The organism is Veillonella parvula (genome assembly GCF_047241225.1).
Lineage (GTDB): Bacteria > Bacillota > Negativicutes > Veillonellales > Veillonellaceae > Veillonella > Veillonella parvula_O.
This window is the reverse complement of record NZ_JBKTIE010000003.1, coordinates 392106-410082: the sequence shown is the minus strand read 5'-3', so window position 1 is coordinate 410082 and position 17977 is coordinate 392106. Positions and strand designations below refer to the sequence as shown.

Sequence of the window (17977 nt, the reverse complement as noted above, 5' to 3'; positions counted from 1 at the left end):
TATTCACTATTGACCAGGTGCCACTGCAGGTGTCGGTACCACACGTGGACCTTGAGACTCTGTAGCTGGTTGTTTAACTACCGGAGATGTAGATGTAGGGGGTTGAGGTGTTGCAGCTTTTTCAGGTTGTGCCGGTTGAGCTGGTACAGCCTGACCATTTGCTTTAGCAGCCGCTTCTGCCTTAGCCTTAGCTTCTGCTTCAGCCTTAGCTTTTGCTTCAGCTTCTCGTTTCAAGCGTAATTCTTTTTCAAGTGGTACCACTGGTTTGTCATAAACAGTGATATCCGTTTCAAATAGACGTCCCCATGGGAATGTAGCTTTTACTGTACGAGGATTGATTTTAAGGTATTTTTCAGCGAAATCTTGAATGCGTTCACCTAAATAACTTTCAAGACGTTCATTTAATTCACCAGAGTAACGAACATTGTCTGTTCTGATAGAATCTTGCATACGATAAATATCTTTGCGGATATTTGCTTGATATGCCCAGTTATCCAAATATTGTTGCGTCAACATATCACGATGACCTTCTGGACTCATAGATTTAAGCAATAATCCTTGAGCAATAGCGTAACCTACTGTGTTACTTGCTGTATTCCAACCATTATACGCACCGATTTTGTACAACAAATCTCGTTTATACATAGCGGATACCAATGTATTATCTGCGCCATTATTGAAAGCAATATCTGCAACGCTTACGTTCACACCAGAGTCAACAGCTTGTTGAATGCGATCTACGAAAGCATTTGTAGAGTTAGAGATCATTGGGAAGTTTTCGAAGTTTTCAGACTCGCCTGTACTCGTAGTAAGAGGTGTATTAACAGCCAATAATACAGTTGGTTTACCTTGTGTCACCATCGTGCCACCTACAGCCTCAACGTGTTGAGCAATTGTTTTATCAATCGTTTGATCTTCGTAACCTGGTAATGTTTTACCTCCGCCACCGAGTGGATAAATTACGGAGAATGTAGGTTTTTCTGTGCTCACATCGGTACGGGAACGCGCCATCAATAAGAGACCAAGTTGGTCAGCACCAGGGAAGCTACCGTATTTTTCAACAGAAATATCCTTGGAATATTTGTTAAGGTAACGACCTTCTAGAGCGGATTGAGATAATTGAGATGTATCATCATGACCTAATGCAAAGTAGTCGAATACACCACTGCGAGTTTCATCAATCAACTCTTTGTTGATTTTCATATTTTTTTGACGGCGGTCAAACCAGTCTTGCAAGTATTCCACAGGAACAGAGGCTTGTAGGCTCATCAATTTTTGAGTTTCTTCTTGCGTTAAAGAGCCAGAATCTAATTTATCTTGTAATGCAGCGATTTGGAAGATAGTTGGGCCATATTCCGCATAGTAGGCCGGTTCAGTACCACCACCACTCGCGCGTGGGGAACGCATTACGGTACCAAATCCATAGATGCGTACATTTTTATTACGCGCTTTTAAACCTTCAATACGTTTCAAGCGATTTTGCAATGTGCTAAGAGGAATATTATGTTTACGAGAATCTACAAGACCTCCATAAATAAGAGTATCTGTACTTAATACCATAACATCAGCACGACCTGCATTTTGCTCTACCCAAGCCATAATTTGATCAGCTTGACCTTGGTACGTCTTACCAGAAATCAAGTGTTGAGGTGGTGTCAACACAGTCATACCCGCCTCACGAGCTGTATCAACTGTATATTGCAAACTTACAGGACGATCATCTTGAGGTACATATAATACGGTTTCTGCATCAATTTTGATGGATGTACCTGTAGCAATGGCTGTAACCATTAATGCTACTTTCAACCATTTATTTGTCATAAAGCAAATCTCCTTCTGTGTACACGAGTACTCTCGACTCGAAAATTAACTCTTATATAATACTCTTTTTTTCTGACACTTTTATGAAATACTTAATAGTATAATTATATCATTTACCTGTTATTTCTCAAATGCAGTGCCTTTAGCTTTAGCGCACTTTGGGTAAGCTCCAATTATATTTAATAGCTAGTAAACGGATAACTAGTACAACGGTAAACGCACCATATACAGCCTCTCCAACCCAGTTAGAAATAACCATTAAGTAATAAACGATGCCCCCAATAACACTAGGTAGAGCATACACATCTTCTTTTAAAACAGACGGAATCCGTTGAGCCAGCATATCTCGGATAATACCACCACCAACAGCAGTAATAGTTCCTAATAAAACAATGAAAATTGGCAACTCAGGATATAGTTTAAATCCTGCAGATGCTCCGGTTACAGTAAAAGATGCCAACCCGACTGCATCGGCTAATAAATAGCTTGCTCGGCTACGAGGGCCCATAGCATGCTTGCGATAACGGCTGTTATAGATAATAAATACGATAATTGTTACGGAAATAACCACAGTTACATATACAATATTGCGTAACGAATTCGGCGGAAAATACCCCAAGAGAACATCACGTACAATTCCACCACCGATTGCCGTAGCCAGTGCCAATACAGCCATACCAAATATATCCATTCTCCGCGCCACCCCAACAAGTGCTCCGGAGATAGCAAAGGCAATAGTGCCAATCATATCAAATATATACCAAATAATATCCATAATACCCTCACACAATCTATTCGCATAACTTCGCACACTATGATAGACTTTATGTAAGATATTATACATTAAGAGGTATGAGAATGACAAAGAACATTACACCTATAGAGATTAAAAATATGGATGAGCGTAGCCGTGACGAGTATTTCATGGCGTTTGCTCTAGAGGAAGCTCGCAAGGCCTATAACCTAGGAGAAATTCCTATCGGCGCTATCTTAGTGCAAAACAATACAATCATTTCACGCCACCATAATCGCCGTGAATTAGATCACGATGCAACAGCTCATGCAGAAGTGCTCGTCATCCGCGAAGCATGCGATGTACTCAAGCGCTGGCGGTTGACTGGTTGTACCCTGTATGTTACGATAGAGCCGTGTCCGATGTGCGCTGGAGCCATCATCAACAGTCGTATTGACCGTGTTGTATATGGTGCAAGTGATTACAAAGGAGGCGCTGTAGAGTCTCTTTTCAATGTACTCTCTCACCCTGGTTTAAATCATGAACCCGAATTAGCATCGGGTGTCCTTGGTGATGAATGTAGTCAAATCATGAAAGACTTTTTTAAAGAGCGCCGTAAAACACGGAGGAGTACCCAAGAGGCTGAAGGGTCCGCACTCGAAATGCGGTAGGTCGGGCAACCGGCGCGGGGGTTCAAATCCCTCCTCCTCTGCCATATAAAATATATAAAGCGCTAACCATGGTTAGCGCTTTTTTGCGAAGGGACCACTACTATGAAAAAATATTACCCTTATCTCATTACGGTGAGTCATATGATTAACGACTCCTGTCAAAGTGTATTACCTGCCCTCTTGCCATTATTTATCTACACTTATGGACTTAGTTTAGAGCAGGCAGGCTTTCTCATATTAGCCAATACAGCATTATCTTCATTGTTACAGCCATTATTAGGTTATGTCTCTGACAAGATCAATCAGCCACGGCTAATCGCCTTAGGTGTTCTGCTCTCAGCTTGTAGCACAGGTGCCATGGGTTTTGTAACCTCTTATGAAAGCTTGCTTGTTTGTGCTACCTTAGCTGGTGTAGGCTCCTCTATCTTCCACCCTGAAGGAGCGAAAATCATGAATCGCCTGGGAGGTGGTAAAAAAGGTAAAGCCATGGGTACCTTCGCCATCGGTGGTAGCTCTGGTTTTGCCATCGGTCCACTCTTTGCGGGCTCTATTGCCTATACAGTAGGACCTCATGGACTGGCAGCTTTCACCATAGTGGGGCTTATTATCTCAACGGTTTTGTTCGTCCTCATGCCGTGCATAGTAACTCAAGCACGCACTATCGACCAAGCGGTAGCTATGGAAAACCCTACACTAGTGGCTAAGCCGCTAAAGAATTACTGGAAATACTTTGGTATCTTGTTTATTATCATCCTAAGCCAATCAGTAAACTTCCGCGTTATCAATGCATTTATTCCTATCTTCTGGACTCGTGAACTCGGCACTAGCCCAGAGCAAGGTAGCTTTGCATTAACCATATTCTTTAGTATCGGTATCTTCATGACATATATTGGCGGTCTATTAGGCGACAAATATGGTCCCATTAAAATCATTAGACTATCCCTATTGATTTGGTTGCCAGCCATGTTCCTATTAACAGAAGTGCCAACCTTCTCCCCTGTTATCATGATGCCTATAGCCTATATGTTACTACTCATGATTGGCGCTGCTAAAGCTCTTAGCTACAGCCCCGTTATCGTACTAGGCCAAACCTACCTTGCTAAAAGCATCGGCTTTGCGTCCGGTATTACCCTCGGGGTGAGCCAAACTATCGGCGGTATCATCGCACCTGTAGTAGGTAACCTTGCGGATACCTATTCTTTACCTGCCGCTATGATGACACTCGTACCATTCCTAGTAGTAGGTCTTGGGGCTTCATTGATACTTAAAGATCCTAAAAAATTACAATAAAAAAGGCTGTTGTTTCTAAATTGGAAACAACGGTTTTTTAGTATCAAAATATTTGAATTTTTGCCAAATTATATATTTATACCTTATCTAGTTCTTTCAGTCTATCTTCCATAATAGATATTTTAATCAATGCCCTTTGCTTCTTTAAATCTGCTACAGTTCCCAGTAATATAGCTATGCAAAATGTATTTAACAACAAAAAAACAAAATCAATAATTATTGTATGCTTTAAATATCCTATTACGACAAGGAAAACACTAATCACAAAGAAAATTCCGTAAAACCACCAAGCACGCCCTCCTGGAAGCTCCATAAATAAAGCTACTAACCATCCAGCAAAAGAGACAACAAGAGTAAATAAAGAAATCATAGATAAAAAATCAAAATAAACAGTAGTAATCATAAACTCTTTAGTGGCTGGTCCTAATACAATTACTTGAGTAGCTAAATCTAATCCATAAGTGAAAATTCCCGCACTTATCACACCAAATACAACGGAACTCCATATAAAAGTAAACTTACTGTCTAATTCTGCTCGTCCTTTAATTATTTCCCAGCTCAAATCACGCACTGAAAGATTTTTTATCTCATCGCAAATTTTCAATTTGTATGTACGCCAATATCTTTTATCTGCACTCGGAAATACTTTATGATAAAAATAAACAAACTTTTGGGGAAAGCTAGCTTTTTTAGGTAATAACACACTCATATAAACACACCTCAAACTATCTAGATTATAATTAGAATATCTTATTCTAATATACCTTTATATATCACCAACTATACATCATATCCTTAGTAAGGCTAAGAAAACAACCCCCTTTGCAAAAATTTTTCTGCATCGGGGGTTAATTTATTTTAAAACTTAGTGTTTTAGCATTTCATTCAATATAACTACGTCCGTTTCTTTCATACCTTGTGCCACAGCACCAATACTGCGGATAGTTTCATCAACGGAGTATGCTACAAGGCCATCGCCTTTTTGGTAGTTTTTGTTAAGGCGAGCTTGTTTATATCCCATAAAGGCGCCATCAAGGGAAATTGCAATTTTACCTGCACAGGATGGTTTCGCACCATCACATACGATACCAGATAGACTTGCAAGACCATTTACAAGGGTATTCTCAATGATATCTTTACTATCACCTTTCAAAAAGGCTATGCCTGCTACGCTTACCACACCGGCAGATACAACGCCACAGTATGCAGACAATTTACCAATACCAGATTTAACGTAAAGAGTTAGCAAGTTAGCAAAGACGAGAGCGCGATACAATTCATCTTCACTTTTACCAAGTTCCTCGGCAGTCGTAATGATTGGTACAGACACGGTTAAACCTTGATTACCAGAGCCAGAGCAGATAACGACAGGCAAAGGACAACCACTCATACGCGCATCAGAGCCAGCTGCGGCACGAGCCTTACATTTCGTTTCGAGAGATGGATTTTCTTCATCTAACAATAACAATTGTCCAATATTAGATCCATAATCATTGGATAGACCTTCCTTAGAAATTGCAGTATTATACTCAACTTGCTGTTTAATTTGAGGTAGGATACCAGAAATATCACCTGTTAAAGCAAATTCGTAAATGCTATCGAAGGTCATGGCATATTCTGTTTTAGCCGCTTTCTTGATTTCATTGACTGTTTCAGAGACAATCTCGCCATCTACTGATACATAGGTTACATTCGTATGGTCATTTTCAATGCGAACAACCGCTGTATGTTCATCTGTTTCTGCAGTGATTTCTATATATAGATTATCTACGCCTTCAGCAAGTGAAACGGTACAGAAGTTAGCATCAAGCAATGTACCAAGCCATTTGCGATCTTCGTCTGTAGCAGATTCCAACACCTCAAGTTCACGCTCTGGATGACCTACAATAGCACCCAGTGTAGCGGCCGCCGTTAGTCCTTTTCGCCCCCCAGAATTTGGAATGACTACAGATTTTACATTTTTGATAATATTCGCGCTGCATCTTGCGTGAATATGGTTAGGAAACTCATCTAAAACAGAGACTGCCTTCGCAGCCGCATAAGCCAATGCAATTGGCTCAGTACAACCGAAGGCAGGACGCATCTCTGACTGTAACAAAGAAATATAATCCATCTTATACTTCCGCAATAATTTCCACTTCTACAATAACGCCTAATGGAAGGTCTTTTACTGCTACACATGAACGAGCTGGTTTAGAAGTGAAATATTTAGCATACACTTCATTAAATGCTTTGAAATCACCAATATCAGCTAAGAAGCAAGTTGTTTTAACAACCTTGGAAAAGTCTGTACCAGCTTCAGTCAATACGGCTTCAATATTTTTGCATACTTGTTCAGTTTGCTCTACAATGCCCCCTTCAACAACTGTACCAGTTGCAGGATTGAGTGGAATTTGACCAGAAGCAAATAATAAACCGCCAACCACTTTAGCTTGAGAGTAAGGGCCTACTGCTGCTGGTGCTTTGTCTGTAGAAATTGTTTTCATGATAAATCTCCTTTTATAAATAAATATAAATTAATATGACTATATTTAAGGCGAGAAACTCATGTTGATGCCTCAATATATATGACTTACCTCAATATATCACATATAAAATAAAAGTACGTATATAACCAATTATTTAATTGATTTGAATGCATTGTCAAATATTGGTTTGAAATAATCACGTTGTACATCAGTTGTTATACCTACATACAACACTGGTTTTCCTGGCTTCAACACAAATGCAGCATTTGCATAGAGTGGAGTTTGTACATTTCCATCTGCATATAACAAGCGAGAGCTTGCTGCATATGTTTGATATTTTGTACCAGCCACCGGATGTACTTGTTCTGCATTTTCTACGGTTAGAGTTTTAAGTGTTTTAGGCATAATCGTTGCTTTTTGGGGATCACGACTAGATACATTAATAGGTCCATTTAAAGGAACTACCGTTGTGCTAGTGGGAATCTGTTTATTTATTGTTCCTAATAGAAGTTGCTCTGTTACAGGATCAATTTGACCTTTATCAAGAGCGGCCATTGCCGCTATAAACATAGGGTCATTAGCCTTTTCTTTAGCCACTTGTTGCGCTATTTGTTTAACATCTACAGCCACTACGAATGCATCTTTTTGACCAGTTTTATCTGCCCCTTGCAATTGGTATATATCAAAATTAGTACCAAAGTTTTGGAAAAATTCCTTTGCCATCATATTCGACATCGTAGATTTTGAAGGTTCTTCATTTAATTGTTTTTCTACAAAATCACGTGTATTTGTTTTGGATGCAGAAACAACAGTTACATTGTTAGGCACTATCATGGATCCTGCAATTGTTTGTACATCCTTAGCAAAACCTACGCCAGATACAGTACCCATTAGGCAAGCTGCACAAGCCAATACTTTCAAAGATTTCATATTATTTTCCTCCCTTGAGAGATTGTGTTTGATACATATGATTCAACTCATTAGCCCAATAATCATGGCTAGAGTCATCAGACATTAAAAGCTGTAAAGATACACCTTTATCTGTAGGAACAGCATAACCAATTAAGGAATAGGTATTTCTAAAGCCATCATATTTTAGACTACCGCGTAAATCGCCTGTCACAGCTGTACCATAGCGTGTTTGAACAGGTTTATAGGCCACATGCGTTGCATCTAGGCTTACTTGTTTTGCCATAAAGTCTACATAAGAACGGACCTCTTCTATACTTTTAGGAGATGATTTCTTATCTGTGGCAAGCATTTTATCAAAGACACCTATAATTTGAGAAGGTAACTTATCATTTATCGTTTTTAGATCTTTAGATAATTTAGCACCTTCAATAGTATTGCTCTTCAGGCCTTGTAATTGTTGTTGGGCCGTCTCTTTGGAGTAAGATTCTACATATTTAGAGATAGAATGCTTTAATGCAGCTTTTTCCGCATCTGACCCCTTCTCTAAAATAGTCTTATTCATACCTATAACTTGATCAATTGCATTTTTAGAATAGTTAATAACAATTAAACCACCTATATGATGTCCTTGTTTATCAGTACCTTGCAGTTGATAGAAGGAGTAACCATCAAGAAAATCCCCCTTCACTGGTTCAACAGCTACACCAGTCTGTACTTTCACAACATTATTAATAGTATCAACAGCAGATTTATTTGCTACTTTGAGAAATTTATCTTGTTCTTGATTACGCAATCTTGCATCAGTAGAAATATGCACAACTTCTACAGCTTTCACAGTTGGGGAAGTTGTGCCGTACATACCATAACCTAAATCTACCGTATCAGCACATGCCACTGCCCCCATACCCACAGTTAAACAGGTGGCACAAGCCAATGTCATCAACTTTTTATTGAGAGTTCTCATAAGACACCTCACCTTTTTAACAATACACTATGTATAGATTGTTAGATAATCTGTGCAGTATATATTAAGAGTTTAAAGGAGAATCTATACTGCATATATTAATTATTATACTATATCGACATATATAACTGTATAGTATAATTTACAAGCTTACCTTTCTGCTATACAATACATAAATAGACATGTAAAGATGATATATGTATGAGAAATGGAAAGGAGTGCACACTCGGTGTGCTTTTAACATGATACAAGAATTAATTCCCCTCACTAGGCCTCGCACATTAGCTGCTACATTGGGGCCTACCATTTTAGGTGCCGCCTTTAGTTATTATGCATTTGGTGCTGCTCAGGGTACAGGTCTTGCCATTTTCCATACAATGCTCATATTTTTAGCTGTTGTAACAGCCCAAATTGTAGCTAATTTATGGAATGAATATAAAGACTTTAAATCTGGACTCGATGCTGGTCAAAAGGTAGGTAATGCTGGTTCTATCACACGTGGCGTTATAACACCAGAGCTCATTATAACGATGATTAAAGTACTCATGTTTGTACCCATTATTATTGGTCTTTATTTATCTGCTACTATAACTTGGTACTACATCCCGGTAGGCTTCTTATGTATTCTAATTAGTTTCCTTTACTCTGGCGGTCCAAAACCAATTTCTCGAACACCATTTGGGGAAATTTCCTCTGGTATCGCCATGGGTTTTGCTATCGTACTCATTACAGGCTATGCCTGGATACGAGAATTATCCTTAGCCCTGTTAATTCCTGCAATTCCATCTACATTGCTAGTTGGTTCCATCATGTTGACGAATAATATCCGAGATATTCGTAATGATGAAAGCCATGGACGTCACACGTTGCCAATCGTGCTTGGTCGTGAAAGAGCACTCAGCTTAATGAGTATCTCATATATTTTCAATTTTATTTGGATCATTGCTTGGATTATAGTAGGCCATATGACATGGTTCGCCTTATTAGCGTTCCTTGCAGCACCACTAGCTTTCAAAACAATTCATACATTATCTACCAATACAGATGAGTTCCAATTAGATAAGGCTATGGGTACTACCGCTGGAGCCGCTATGATTTATCAACTAATGTGGGCGATTGGACTTATCATGGGCAAATTAATTTAAAAAATGAACATACTTATATTATAGGTTCTCCATAGTTTTTAGTTATGGAGAACCTATAATAATTCCTTCTTGATAGATAGGAAATTATTTAGTACTATAGATTTAATATTTTATATGTAATTATTGTATAAGGAGTGTGTCTAATGAGAAAATTTTTAGCATTAGCAGCTACTGTCATCCTTGGCGGCGCTTTATTAATCGCAGGCTGTGGTAACGACAACAAACAAGCTGCTAGCGATGGCAAACAAGTATTAAAAATTGGGGCAACAGCAGTACCTCACGCAGAAATTTTGGAACAAGTTAAACCAATCTTAGCAAAAGATGGTATCGAATTAAAAATCACAGAATTTACTGATTACAACACACCTAACTTGGCTTTAGGGGACAAAGAGATTGATGCCAACTTCTTCCAACACGTACCTTACATGGAGGAATTCGCAAAAGCTCACAAACTTGACTTAGTATCTGCCGGTGGTGTTCATCTTGAGCCAATGGGTTTATACTCCCGTAAAATCAAAGATTTGAAAGATCTTCCAAAAGGCGCTAAAATCGCTATTCCTAATGACCCTACAAACGGTGGCCGTGCATTATTGTTATTACAAAAACAAGGTCTAATTACATTAAAAGACTCTACAAACATCTTATCTACAGTGCAAGATATTACTGCGAACCCTAACGAATATCAATTCGTAGAATTAGAAGCAGCACAAGTACCTCGTTCCCTTGACGATGTAGCCTTAGCCGCTATCAACACTAACTTTGCATTAAACGCAGGTCTTAACCCTGGCAAAGATGCATTGGCAATTGAAAATAACGATTCCCCTTACGTAAATATCGTAACTGTACTTAAAGGCAATGAAAATGACCCTCGCATCAAAAAATTGATGGCTGCACTTCATAGTCCTGAAATTATCAAATTCATCCAAGAAAAATACCAAGGTGCTATTGTTCCTGCATTCTAAGCATCAAAAAGCTAGCCTCAGCGGCTAGCTTTCTTCATATACTAGTCAAAATTATGTTTAAAGGTGTCTCCATTGAGACGCCTTTTTTATTTAATATTTTATACTATTGTTTTATATAATTATCCCATTTATGGAAACGATACCCTACACCCCAAACAGTATCAATATACTCTTCATTTTGGAATTGTTTATCAATTTTAGCTCTTAATCTATTTATATGAACCATAATTGTTGAAGTTTCTCCTAAAGAGTCTATCCCCCAGATACTTTCAAATACTTCTTCTTTTGTAAATACACGATTAGGGCTAGATGCAAGAAGAACTAAAATGTCATATTCACGTGGAGTCAAATTCACCTCAGTACCACCTAAAAAAACTTGATGAGAATCAAGCAATATCTCTAAGCTACCTGCAGTAATTTTTGCGTCCAACACAACTGTAGGGCTTAGACTATTACGGATGCGATTATAACGCTGAATGTGTGATTTAACACGTGCTACAAGCTCTGCCGGACTAAAAGGTTTAATCATATAATCATCAGCACCAAGTCCTAGCCCCCGAATTTTATCAATATCTTCACGTTTAGCACTGACCATAATAATAGGTATTTCTTTTTCCTTACGAATATCTCGACACACAGAGAATCCATCCTTTTTAGGAATCATAATGTCAAGAATAATTAAGTCATATTCATAATCAAGGGCTGCCTTTAACCCATCAACGCCATTAGTTTGAATGTCTACTTCATAGCCTTCGATTTCTAAATAATCTCGCTCTAACTCATAGATACCCATATCATCTTCAATAATTAAAACTTTTCCCATACTTTTACTCCTTATCCAAAGGAAACTCCATCACAATGGATAGTCCAGGTCCACTATCATTATGTTCAGCATGAATAGAACCATTCATATCTTCAACGATTTGTTTTACAATAGCCAGCCCAATGCCATTACCATTAGCTACCTCTGTACGTGCTTCATCAGTACGGAAAAAAATATCAAACAAACGATTTAACATTTCTGTAGGAACACCTTTCCCATCATCTGAAAAAGTCAGTTTACAGCCATTATCTATCTTAGCTGTAGATATATCAATAGATACAGATTCGCCACGTCTATACTTTATACTATTGGATACAAGATTATCCAAAACACGATAAAACTGTATCCGATCAATTACTATTAAACTATCTTCGGCACTATACGATTCATGTAAAACGATAAGTTCATGATTATTTAAATGTCGCTCTCTAATATACTCTCGAATTAAATCATCTAATGCATATGTATCTCGATTGTAGTGAATTTGTTTTAACTCTAGTTGCGAAAAGTCCGATAGCATATTAACTAAATGTTCAATACGCCCCGCCATATCATAAATCCGCTGCACATAGCGTGCTTGCTTCTCTTCTGTATTTGCAATACCTTCAATAATACCACTAGCATACCCCTTTACCGATGTAAGTGGTGTTGAAATATCATGACAAACCCCTGCTATCATTTCGCGCCTACGCTCTTCATAAAGGTCTTGCTCTTGACGGGCTTTAAGCAATGATTCCTGCATATTATTAAATGCCTCACAAGTAACCCCTAATTCATCGTGATTTCTTACAGCAATTCTTTTTGGCACTATCCCATTTTTGAGATCATCAGCAGCTTGCTTCAAATCTATGACAGGTCTCAAAATATACTCACCTAATCGATTGGATATATATAGGCCTATACCAATGATAATAGCTATTATCATTAAAATACCTATACCAAAAGCGCCTTCCACCATTTTCTTATCCGTTGATTCTGGCCCCATACTTTTAGTCATAAATGGGATTCTACCAGCACCATACACTGTAAGTCCCATATCATAGGAATTCACATAGGTAAATTGGTTGCCTTCCCAGTTCAAATAATGATTAGACTCTAAGCCATTTATCATATTTTTAACGTTCGATAACATTATATTAGGCTCTATATCTGGCGTAGCATAAACTATTTTATTATCTTTGAGAATGACTATATCTAAGCCTTGTGCTTCTAAAACAGCACTACTATCCAAAATATCACTTATTGATGTAGACTCTTTTGAAAGTTTCTTATTTATTTGTTCTAACCCCAATTGAAATACTTGAGACTGAATTGTACTAGGCGCTAGCATCATCCACTGACGATGATTTACAGGATTAGTATAACGAATAACCCCCCATACTATAGATAAGGCGGTAAGTAAAACAATAAAAGGTATGATAATAATTAATAAATTACTAATTATCATCTTTCGCCGTACGCCTAAGCTATTAAACCAGTTAAAAAGCATAGATACCTCCTTTTTAACTATTATACAAACCTATATCTTATCTGTCATGATATAGAAATCAATCTTTTAGAAGATGTAATTTCATCGTTATATTTTCGTAATATTTCTCCTTTATGATGTATTCATACAAGAAAGTCATCAAATAAAAAGGAGATATATATGAATTACGAAATCTTTCAACTTATCAACAGCCTAGCAGGTACATATACGTGGCTAGATACAAGTATGATATACATTGTAAAATACCTTTCAATAGTCTTTGCTTTATTACTGATACTCTTATCTGGATTAGGCCTCTATTTTAAAGATAAAAGACTTATAAAAACCTGCATACATACTATCGCATTTCTTGGTATTACCATGATAGCTCATAGTATCATTGGTTTCATAGTGCAAGAACCAAGACCATTCGTCACACACACAGTAAATCTACTTATTCCTCATGTAGCTGATTCTAGTTTTCCTAGCACCCATGCTATGGCAATGACTGCTATTTCATTACCAATTTTAGCAGTTTATAAGAGACTAGGTTCTATTCTACTAAGTGGAACCATTTTAACAGGTTTTGCGAAAGTCTTTGTTGGTCATCATTATCCTCTAGACGTTATCATGGGTATCCTCATCACATATTTGTTATTTAAAGTCTATCAAAACTATTTATCTTCTAAGATTGATACGCTATTAAATCACCCTAAATATAATATTTTCCGATTACTCATAAATACAAAACTAAGCCTATATCTTATAAAAAAAGCAAACCAACCATTGAGTAAACAATTTAGCATGAAAGGTTAAGGCTATGAAGTATGTCTTAAAAAATAAGAACTATCATATTTTGATAGTCCTTATCTTCTCTGCCATCATTTATTTTATTGGAAATGCATATCTTAGTATTACGGATCCTGTAGAGTCTAATTATGCGCTAACCGCAAAAGAAATGCTTCTAACCAAAAACTATTTATCTCCACAAATTTTTGGTCATTATTGGTATGATAAGCCTATATTTTATTATTGGGAACTCATTGTTGGTTTCAAACTATTTGGCATTACAAACTTTGGCGCTAGATTCTTTTCTAGCCTTTTAGCTCTCTGCAATATTTTTCTAATCTATCGCTTTGTAAAAGCACAAACAAACCACGTTATTGCTCTTGTGAGCGCCATTATCGTATCCGTGTCAGCAGAATATTGGATTATCGCAAAATCTCTTATAACAGATATGACCCTAGGACTATACTTTAATGCTACCTTAATGAGCTTTTACATAGGATACATACATCATAAAACAGGTCAACGAGGTTATAAACGTTACTATCTATTAGCCTATATAGCATCTGCTTTTGCCGTATTGACTAAAGGTCCAATTGGATTCCTATTGCCAGGTCTCATCATATTAGTTTACCTTGCAATCAGACGAGATATTCGAGAATTATTTAGTCTACAGATTATACCTGGACTGTTACTATTTCTAAGCCTCGGTGGTAGTTGGTATTATTATATGTATATCACCCATGGAAATGACTTTATCAATGTCTTTCTAGGTGTCCATAATTGGCTTCGTGCTACAGTGTCTGAGCATCCAAGATTCAATGTTTGGTACTATTACATTCCTATAACAATCATAGCATTATTACCTTGGTCCATTATATTACCGAAGTCAATTTATAGTAATCGCAAGAATTGGTTTACCAATATTCCATTCCATAGCTTTTTAGCTGTCTGGGCTGGTATAGTTATCCTATTTTTCACTTGTATGGCAACTAAGTACTCCACCTATAGTTTTCCTGCTTTAACACCGTTAACTATATTAATAGCTGTTATGTGCTACAAACGTATCAACTTAATTTATAAAACGGCATTCGTTATGGGTATTGCTTATATAGTGCTTACATTTGCAGTAGCAGTACCACAAATGAAGAAAGCCTCAACACCTAGTATTAGCCAATTTATTAGCCAGTCTATTAGTGATGACTCCATTCTTGTACAAGGTAGTGGTAGATATCGCGTTTCACCTACTTACTATAGCGGTCATGAAGTATATCAATTACTCGGCCCCAATGAAGTAGCCCCTGATCCAACTACTATTTCTTGGAACGCTAAAGATGTCATGCCGTTTATATCTATAAATGACTTACCAACAAATAAAAAAATATATCTACTCGTTTATGGTGACGATTATCTTCCAGATACAATAAATTCAGATAATTTGTCTTTGGAATATTCCAATGCTGAAGGTACTATCTATCAATTACATCGTTAGATGAAAAACTAAATGGTAATAACGCTTCAATAGATACTACTTTTATATTGCCCTTCATGTTTCTCATAATGATAATAGGAATGTTAAACTCTCCCATTACCTGACGACAAGCACCACATGGTGCACAAGGCCCTTCCGTATCAGCAACTACGGCAAGAGCCTTAAAATTTGTATGCCCTTCTGATACAGCTTTAAATATAGCGGTTCGTTCTGCACAGTTCGTTAAGCCATAAGAAGCATTTTCTATGTTACACCCTTCATAAATAGTCCCATCCTCACAGAGAATAGCTGCACCTACGCCAAAATGGGAATACGGACTATAAGTTTTCTCACGAGCAACGATGGCGCGATCTATAAGGTTTTGAATTTCCTGTTCTGTCATATGAGTTTCCTTTTCTATCATATGGATCTCCTCATTCCACTATATCAAGAATCGTATCCGCCATGATTGGTGCAGTTTCGCCAAAGGTAATCGCCTCTAAATATGTCTTTGCAGCATTAGAAAGCAAGCTCTCATCAGAAGCATACAAGGTAGCTATACATTCACCTACTGTAACTGAGTCGCCTGTTTTCTTGTGCATCAAGATGCCCGCACTATAATCGATAGGACCATCCTTAACAGTGCGACCGGCTCCAAGCATAACGGATGCAATCCCGCATTGTTCTGTATTCATATGGGTAATATAACCGTCTTGAGGCGCTGTAACATCATAGGTGAATTTGCCAATGGCTAATAGGCTTTCATCATCAATAACTCGGCTGTCGCCATCTTGAGCATCAATCATCATACGCAATCGTTCTAATGCGGCACCAGAGTCGAGTGCCTCTTGCACACGACTGAGAGCCGTTTCATAGTCGCATATATGACTCAATACGAGCATGTGGGCAGCCATGATAATACATTCATGCGTTAAATCTTCTGGACCATGACCTTTCAACGTATCAATAACCTCGCGAATCTCCAACGCATTTCCAATAGCATGGCCTAGCGGTCGATCCATATCCGTCAAAATAGCCTTAACTGAACGGCCATTTTCCTTTCCAATATCTACCATTGCTTTAGCCAATTCACGAGCATCCTCTATGTTTTTCATAAAGGCACCACTGCCAACCTTTACATCTAACAAAATTGCTTGAGCACCAGAAGCCAATTTTTTGCTCATAACAGAGGATGCAATAAGAGGGATACTATCAACAGTTCCCGTCACATCGCGCAAAGCATATAGCTTTTTATCAGCAGGTGCAAGCCCTTCCGACTGACCAATAACAGCAAGACCAATTTTATTAACTTGATTGATAAAAGCATCTTGCTCTAAAGATACCTTTAAATTTGGAATAGATTCCATCTTATCAATAGTGCCACCTGTATGACCAAGTCCACGTCCAGACATCTTAGCCACCTTGCCGCCAGAAGCGGCTACGAGAGGTGCAATAATAAGTGTTGTCTTATCTCCCACGCCGCCTGTACTATGTTTATCTACGGTAATCCCATCAATATTTGACAAGTCTACCATATTACCTGATTGAGCCATAGCCAAGGTCAAAGTTCCTAGTTCGCGAGCATTCATACCATTAAAAACTATGGTCATCAAGAGCGCACTCACTTGGTAATCAGGGATTTCCCCCTTTACATAACCATCTATGACAAAGCGGATTTCCTCATCTGTTAACGGCAAGTTCGCCCTTTTCTTCAGAATAATATCATACATACGCATAGTTACACCGCCATTCTAAGAAACCACCTAAGCATAGCCTAGGTGGTTTTCTATTATACTTCTTCGTTCAAGTGATTCTTTAGTAACTCTACAGCTGCACTGGCTCCAATTCGGCTACAACCTTCTGCAATATAGGCTTTCATATCCGTAATAGAGCGAATACCACCTGCAGCCTTAATCTGTACATTAGGACCAATATGCTTTTTAAAGAGTCTAATATCTTCAAGGCTTGCACCGCCGCTACCAAATCCAGTAGATGTTTTAATATAGTCTGCGCCACCATTTGTAATACATTTACAAAGCGCCACCTTTTCAGAATCTGTAAGATAACAAGTTTCGATAATAACTTTTAAAATTTTATCACCACAAGCCTTCTTAAGCGCCTCAATTTCGCTAGTTACCGCTTCAAAATCACCTTGCTTTACATCTCCAAGATTAATAACCATATCAATTTCAGAAGCGCCCTCTTCAATAGCCTGTTTCGTTTCTGCCACCTTTACCTCTGTTGTTTCATATCCTAAAGGGAAGCCGATAACGGTACATATGTTAAGTTCTGGATATGCTTCATGGGCAGATGCTACAAAATCTGGAGGAATACAAACAGATGCGGTTTTATACCTTATACCATCCTCACAAACTTCTTTAATATCATCCCATGTAGCTGTAGGACGCAATAATGTATGATCTACATAAGCTAATAATTCTTTCCCCAACATAGTACCTCTCC

The 17977-nt window shown here is 38.0% G+C and carries 18 protein-coding genes and 1 tRNA gene; 7 read left to right on the top strand and 12 right to left on the bottom strand.

Going from position 1 to position 17977, the window contains the following annotated elements; all coding sequences use genetic code 11:
• Window positions 1-6 precede the first annotated feature (6 nt).
• Together ACLRYO_RS07930 and ACLRYO_RS07925 are read right to left on the bottom strand one after the other, a co-directional pair.
• Window positions 7-1821 (bottom strand): DUF4127 family protein, encoded by a 1815-nt coding sequence (locus tag ACLRYO_RS07930; RefSeq protein ID WP_278470473.1) that lies wholly within the window; start codon window positions 1819-1821, stop codon window positions 7-9.
• A 148-nt stretch (window positions 1822-1969) separates the two neighbouring features.
• Entirely contained in the window at window positions 1970-2596 is a 627-nt protein-coding gene (locus tag ACLRYO_RS07925) for a trimeric intracellular cation channel family protein (protein WP_004693621.1), read from the bottom strand.
• Window positions 2597-2679: 83 nt separating this feature from the next.
• Here ACLRYO_RS07925 and tadA point away from each other — a divergent pair, with 83 nt between their 5' ends.
• The 3 genes from tadA to ACLRYO_RS07910 all read left to right on the top strand — a co-directional run bounded on the left by tadA (window position 2680) and on the right by ACLRYO_RS07910 (window position 4515).
• Entirely contained in the window at window positions 2680-3225 is a 546-nt protein-coding gene (gene tadA, locus ACLRYO_RS07920) for a tRNA adenosine(34) deaminase TadA (RefSeq protein WP_278470555.1), read from the top strand.
• A tRNA-Ser gene (locus ACLRYO_RS07915) sits at window positions 3179-3269 on the top strand. The genes tadA and ACLRYO_RS07915 overlap by 47 nt, the downstream gene beginning before the upstream one ends.
• A 58-nt stretch (window positions 3270-3327) precedes the next feature.
• On the top strand, window positions 3328-4515 hold the full coding sequence (locus tag ACLRYO_RS07910) for an MFS transporter (RefSeq protein ID WP_278470471.1): 1188 nt from the start codon (window positions 3328-3330) through the stop codon (window positions 4513-4515).
• Window positions 4516-4591: 76 nt separating this feature from the next.
• Here the strand turns inward: ACLRYO_RS07910 and ACLRYO_RS07905 are convergent, their stop codons facing one another.
• The 5 genes from ACLRYO_RS07905 to ACLRYO_RS07885 form a co-directional block, all read right to left on the bottom strand.
• A complete protein-coding gene (locus tag ACLRYO_RS07905) occupies window positions 4592-5224 on the bottom strand; it encodes a hypothetical protein (RefSeq protein ID WP_278470468.1) in 633 nt (210 codons plus the stop codon).
• Window positions 5225-5380: 156 nt separating this feature from the next.
• Window positions 5381-6628, bottom strand: a complete 1248-nt coding sequence (locus ACLRYO_RS07900; RefSeq protein WP_008602759.1) for a serine dehydratase subunit alpha family protein — start codon at window positions 6626-6628, stop codon at window positions 5381-5383.
• Window position 6629: 1 nt separating this feature from the next.
• Window positions 6630-7001 (bottom strand): RidA family protein, encoded by a 372-nt coding sequence (locus tag ACLRYO_RS07895; RefSeq protein ID WP_004698345.1) that lies wholly within the window; start codon window positions 6999-7001, stop codon window positions 6630-6632.
• Window positions 7002-7133: 132 nt separating this feature from the next.
• Complete coding sequence (locus ACLRYO_RS07890) at window positions 7134-7913, bottom strand: hypothetical protein (RefSeq protein WP_278470466.1); 780 nt, start codon at window positions 7911-7913, stop codon at window positions 7134-7136.
• A 1-nt stretch (window position 7914) separates the two neighbouring features.
• Window positions 7915-8859: a hypothetical protein gene (locus ACLRYO_RS07885; protein ID WP_278470464.1), complete on the bottom strand. Its 945-nt coding sequence runs from the start codon at window positions 8857-8859 to the stop codon at window positions 7915-7917.
• A gap of 242 nt (window positions 8860-9101) precedes the next feature.
• Here ACLRYO_RS07885 and menA point away from each other — a divergent pair, with 242 nt between their 5' ends.
• Window positions 9102-10004: a 1,4-dihydroxy-2-naphthoate octaprenyltransferase gene (gene menA / locus ACLRYO_RS07880; protein WP_021147805.1), complete on the top strand. Its 903-nt coding sequence runs from the start codon at window positions 9102-9104 to the stop codon at window positions 10002-10004.
• A gap of 143 nt (window positions 10005-10147) precedes the next feature.
• Window positions 10148-10966, top strand: coding sequence for a MetQ/NlpA family ABC transporter substrate-binding protein (locus ACLRYO_RS07875; RefSeq protein WP_004698373.1), 819 nt, complete (start codon window positions 10148-10150; stop codon window positions 10964-10966).
• Between the two features lie 103 nt (window positions 10967-11069).
• Here ACLRYO_RS07875 and ACLRYO_RS07870 read toward each other — a convergent pair whose 3' ends face one another.
• Both ACLRYO_RS07870 and ACLRYO_RS07865 read right to left on the bottom strand, forming a co-directional pair.
• Window positions 11070-11789, bottom strand: coding sequence for a response regulator transcription factor (locus tag ACLRYO_RS07870; RefSeq protein WP_021147804.1), 720 nt, complete (start codon window positions 11787-11789; stop codon window positions 11070-11072).
• A 4-nt stretch (window positions 11790-11793) separates the two neighbouring features.
• On the bottom strand, window positions 11794-13278 hold the full coding sequence (locus tag ACLRYO_RS07865) for a sensor histidine kinase (RefSeq protein ID WP_021147803.1): 1485 nt from the start codon (window positions 13276-13278) through the stop codon (window positions 11794-11796).
• Between the two features lie 159 nt (window positions 13279-13437).
• Here ACLRYO_RS07865 and ACLRYO_RS07860 point away from each other — a divergent pair, with 159 nt between their 5' ends.
• Window positions 13438-14073: a phosphatase PAP2 family protein gene (locus ACLRYO_RS07860; protein WP_021147802.1), complete on the top strand. Its 636-nt coding sequence runs from the start codon at window positions 13438-13440 to the stop codon at window positions 14071-14073.
• A 4-nt stretch (window positions 14074-14077) separates the two neighbouring features.
• Window positions 14078-15535: an ArnT family glycosyltransferase gene (locus tag ACLRYO_RS07855; protein ID WP_021147801.1), complete on the top strand. Its 1458-nt coding sequence runs from the start codon at window positions 14078-14080 to the stop codon at window positions 15533-15535.
• Here ACLRYO_RS07855 and ACLRYO_RS07850 read toward each other — a convergent pair.
• The 3 genes from ACLRYO_RS07850 to deoC are packed head-to-tail and all read right to left on the bottom strand — an operon-like array spanning window position 15513 to window position 17966.
• Window positions 15513-15938, bottom strand: coding sequence for a cytidine deaminase (locus ACLRYO_RS07850; protein ID WP_174892240.1), 426 nt, complete (start codon window positions 15936-15938; stop codon window positions 15513-15515). The genes ACLRYO_RS07855 and ACLRYO_RS07850 overlap by 23 nt on opposite strands.
• 10 nt (window positions 15939-15948) lie before the next feature.
• Complete coding sequence (locus ACLRYO_RS07845; RefSeq protein WP_021147799.1) at window positions 15949-17250, bottom strand: pyrimidine-nucleoside phosphorylase; 1302 nt, start codon at window positions 17248-17250, stop codon at window positions 15949-15951.
• Window positions 17251-17303: 53 nt separating this feature from the next.
• Window positions 17304-17966 carry a deoxyribose-phosphate aldolase gene (gene deoC / locus ACLRYO_RS07840; RefSeq protein WP_004698377.1) on the bottom strand — a complete coding sequence of 221 codons (663 nt, stop codon included), beginning with the start codon at window positions 17964-17966 and terminating at the stop codon, window positions 17304-17306.
• Window positions 17967-17977 lie beyond the last annotated feature (11 nt).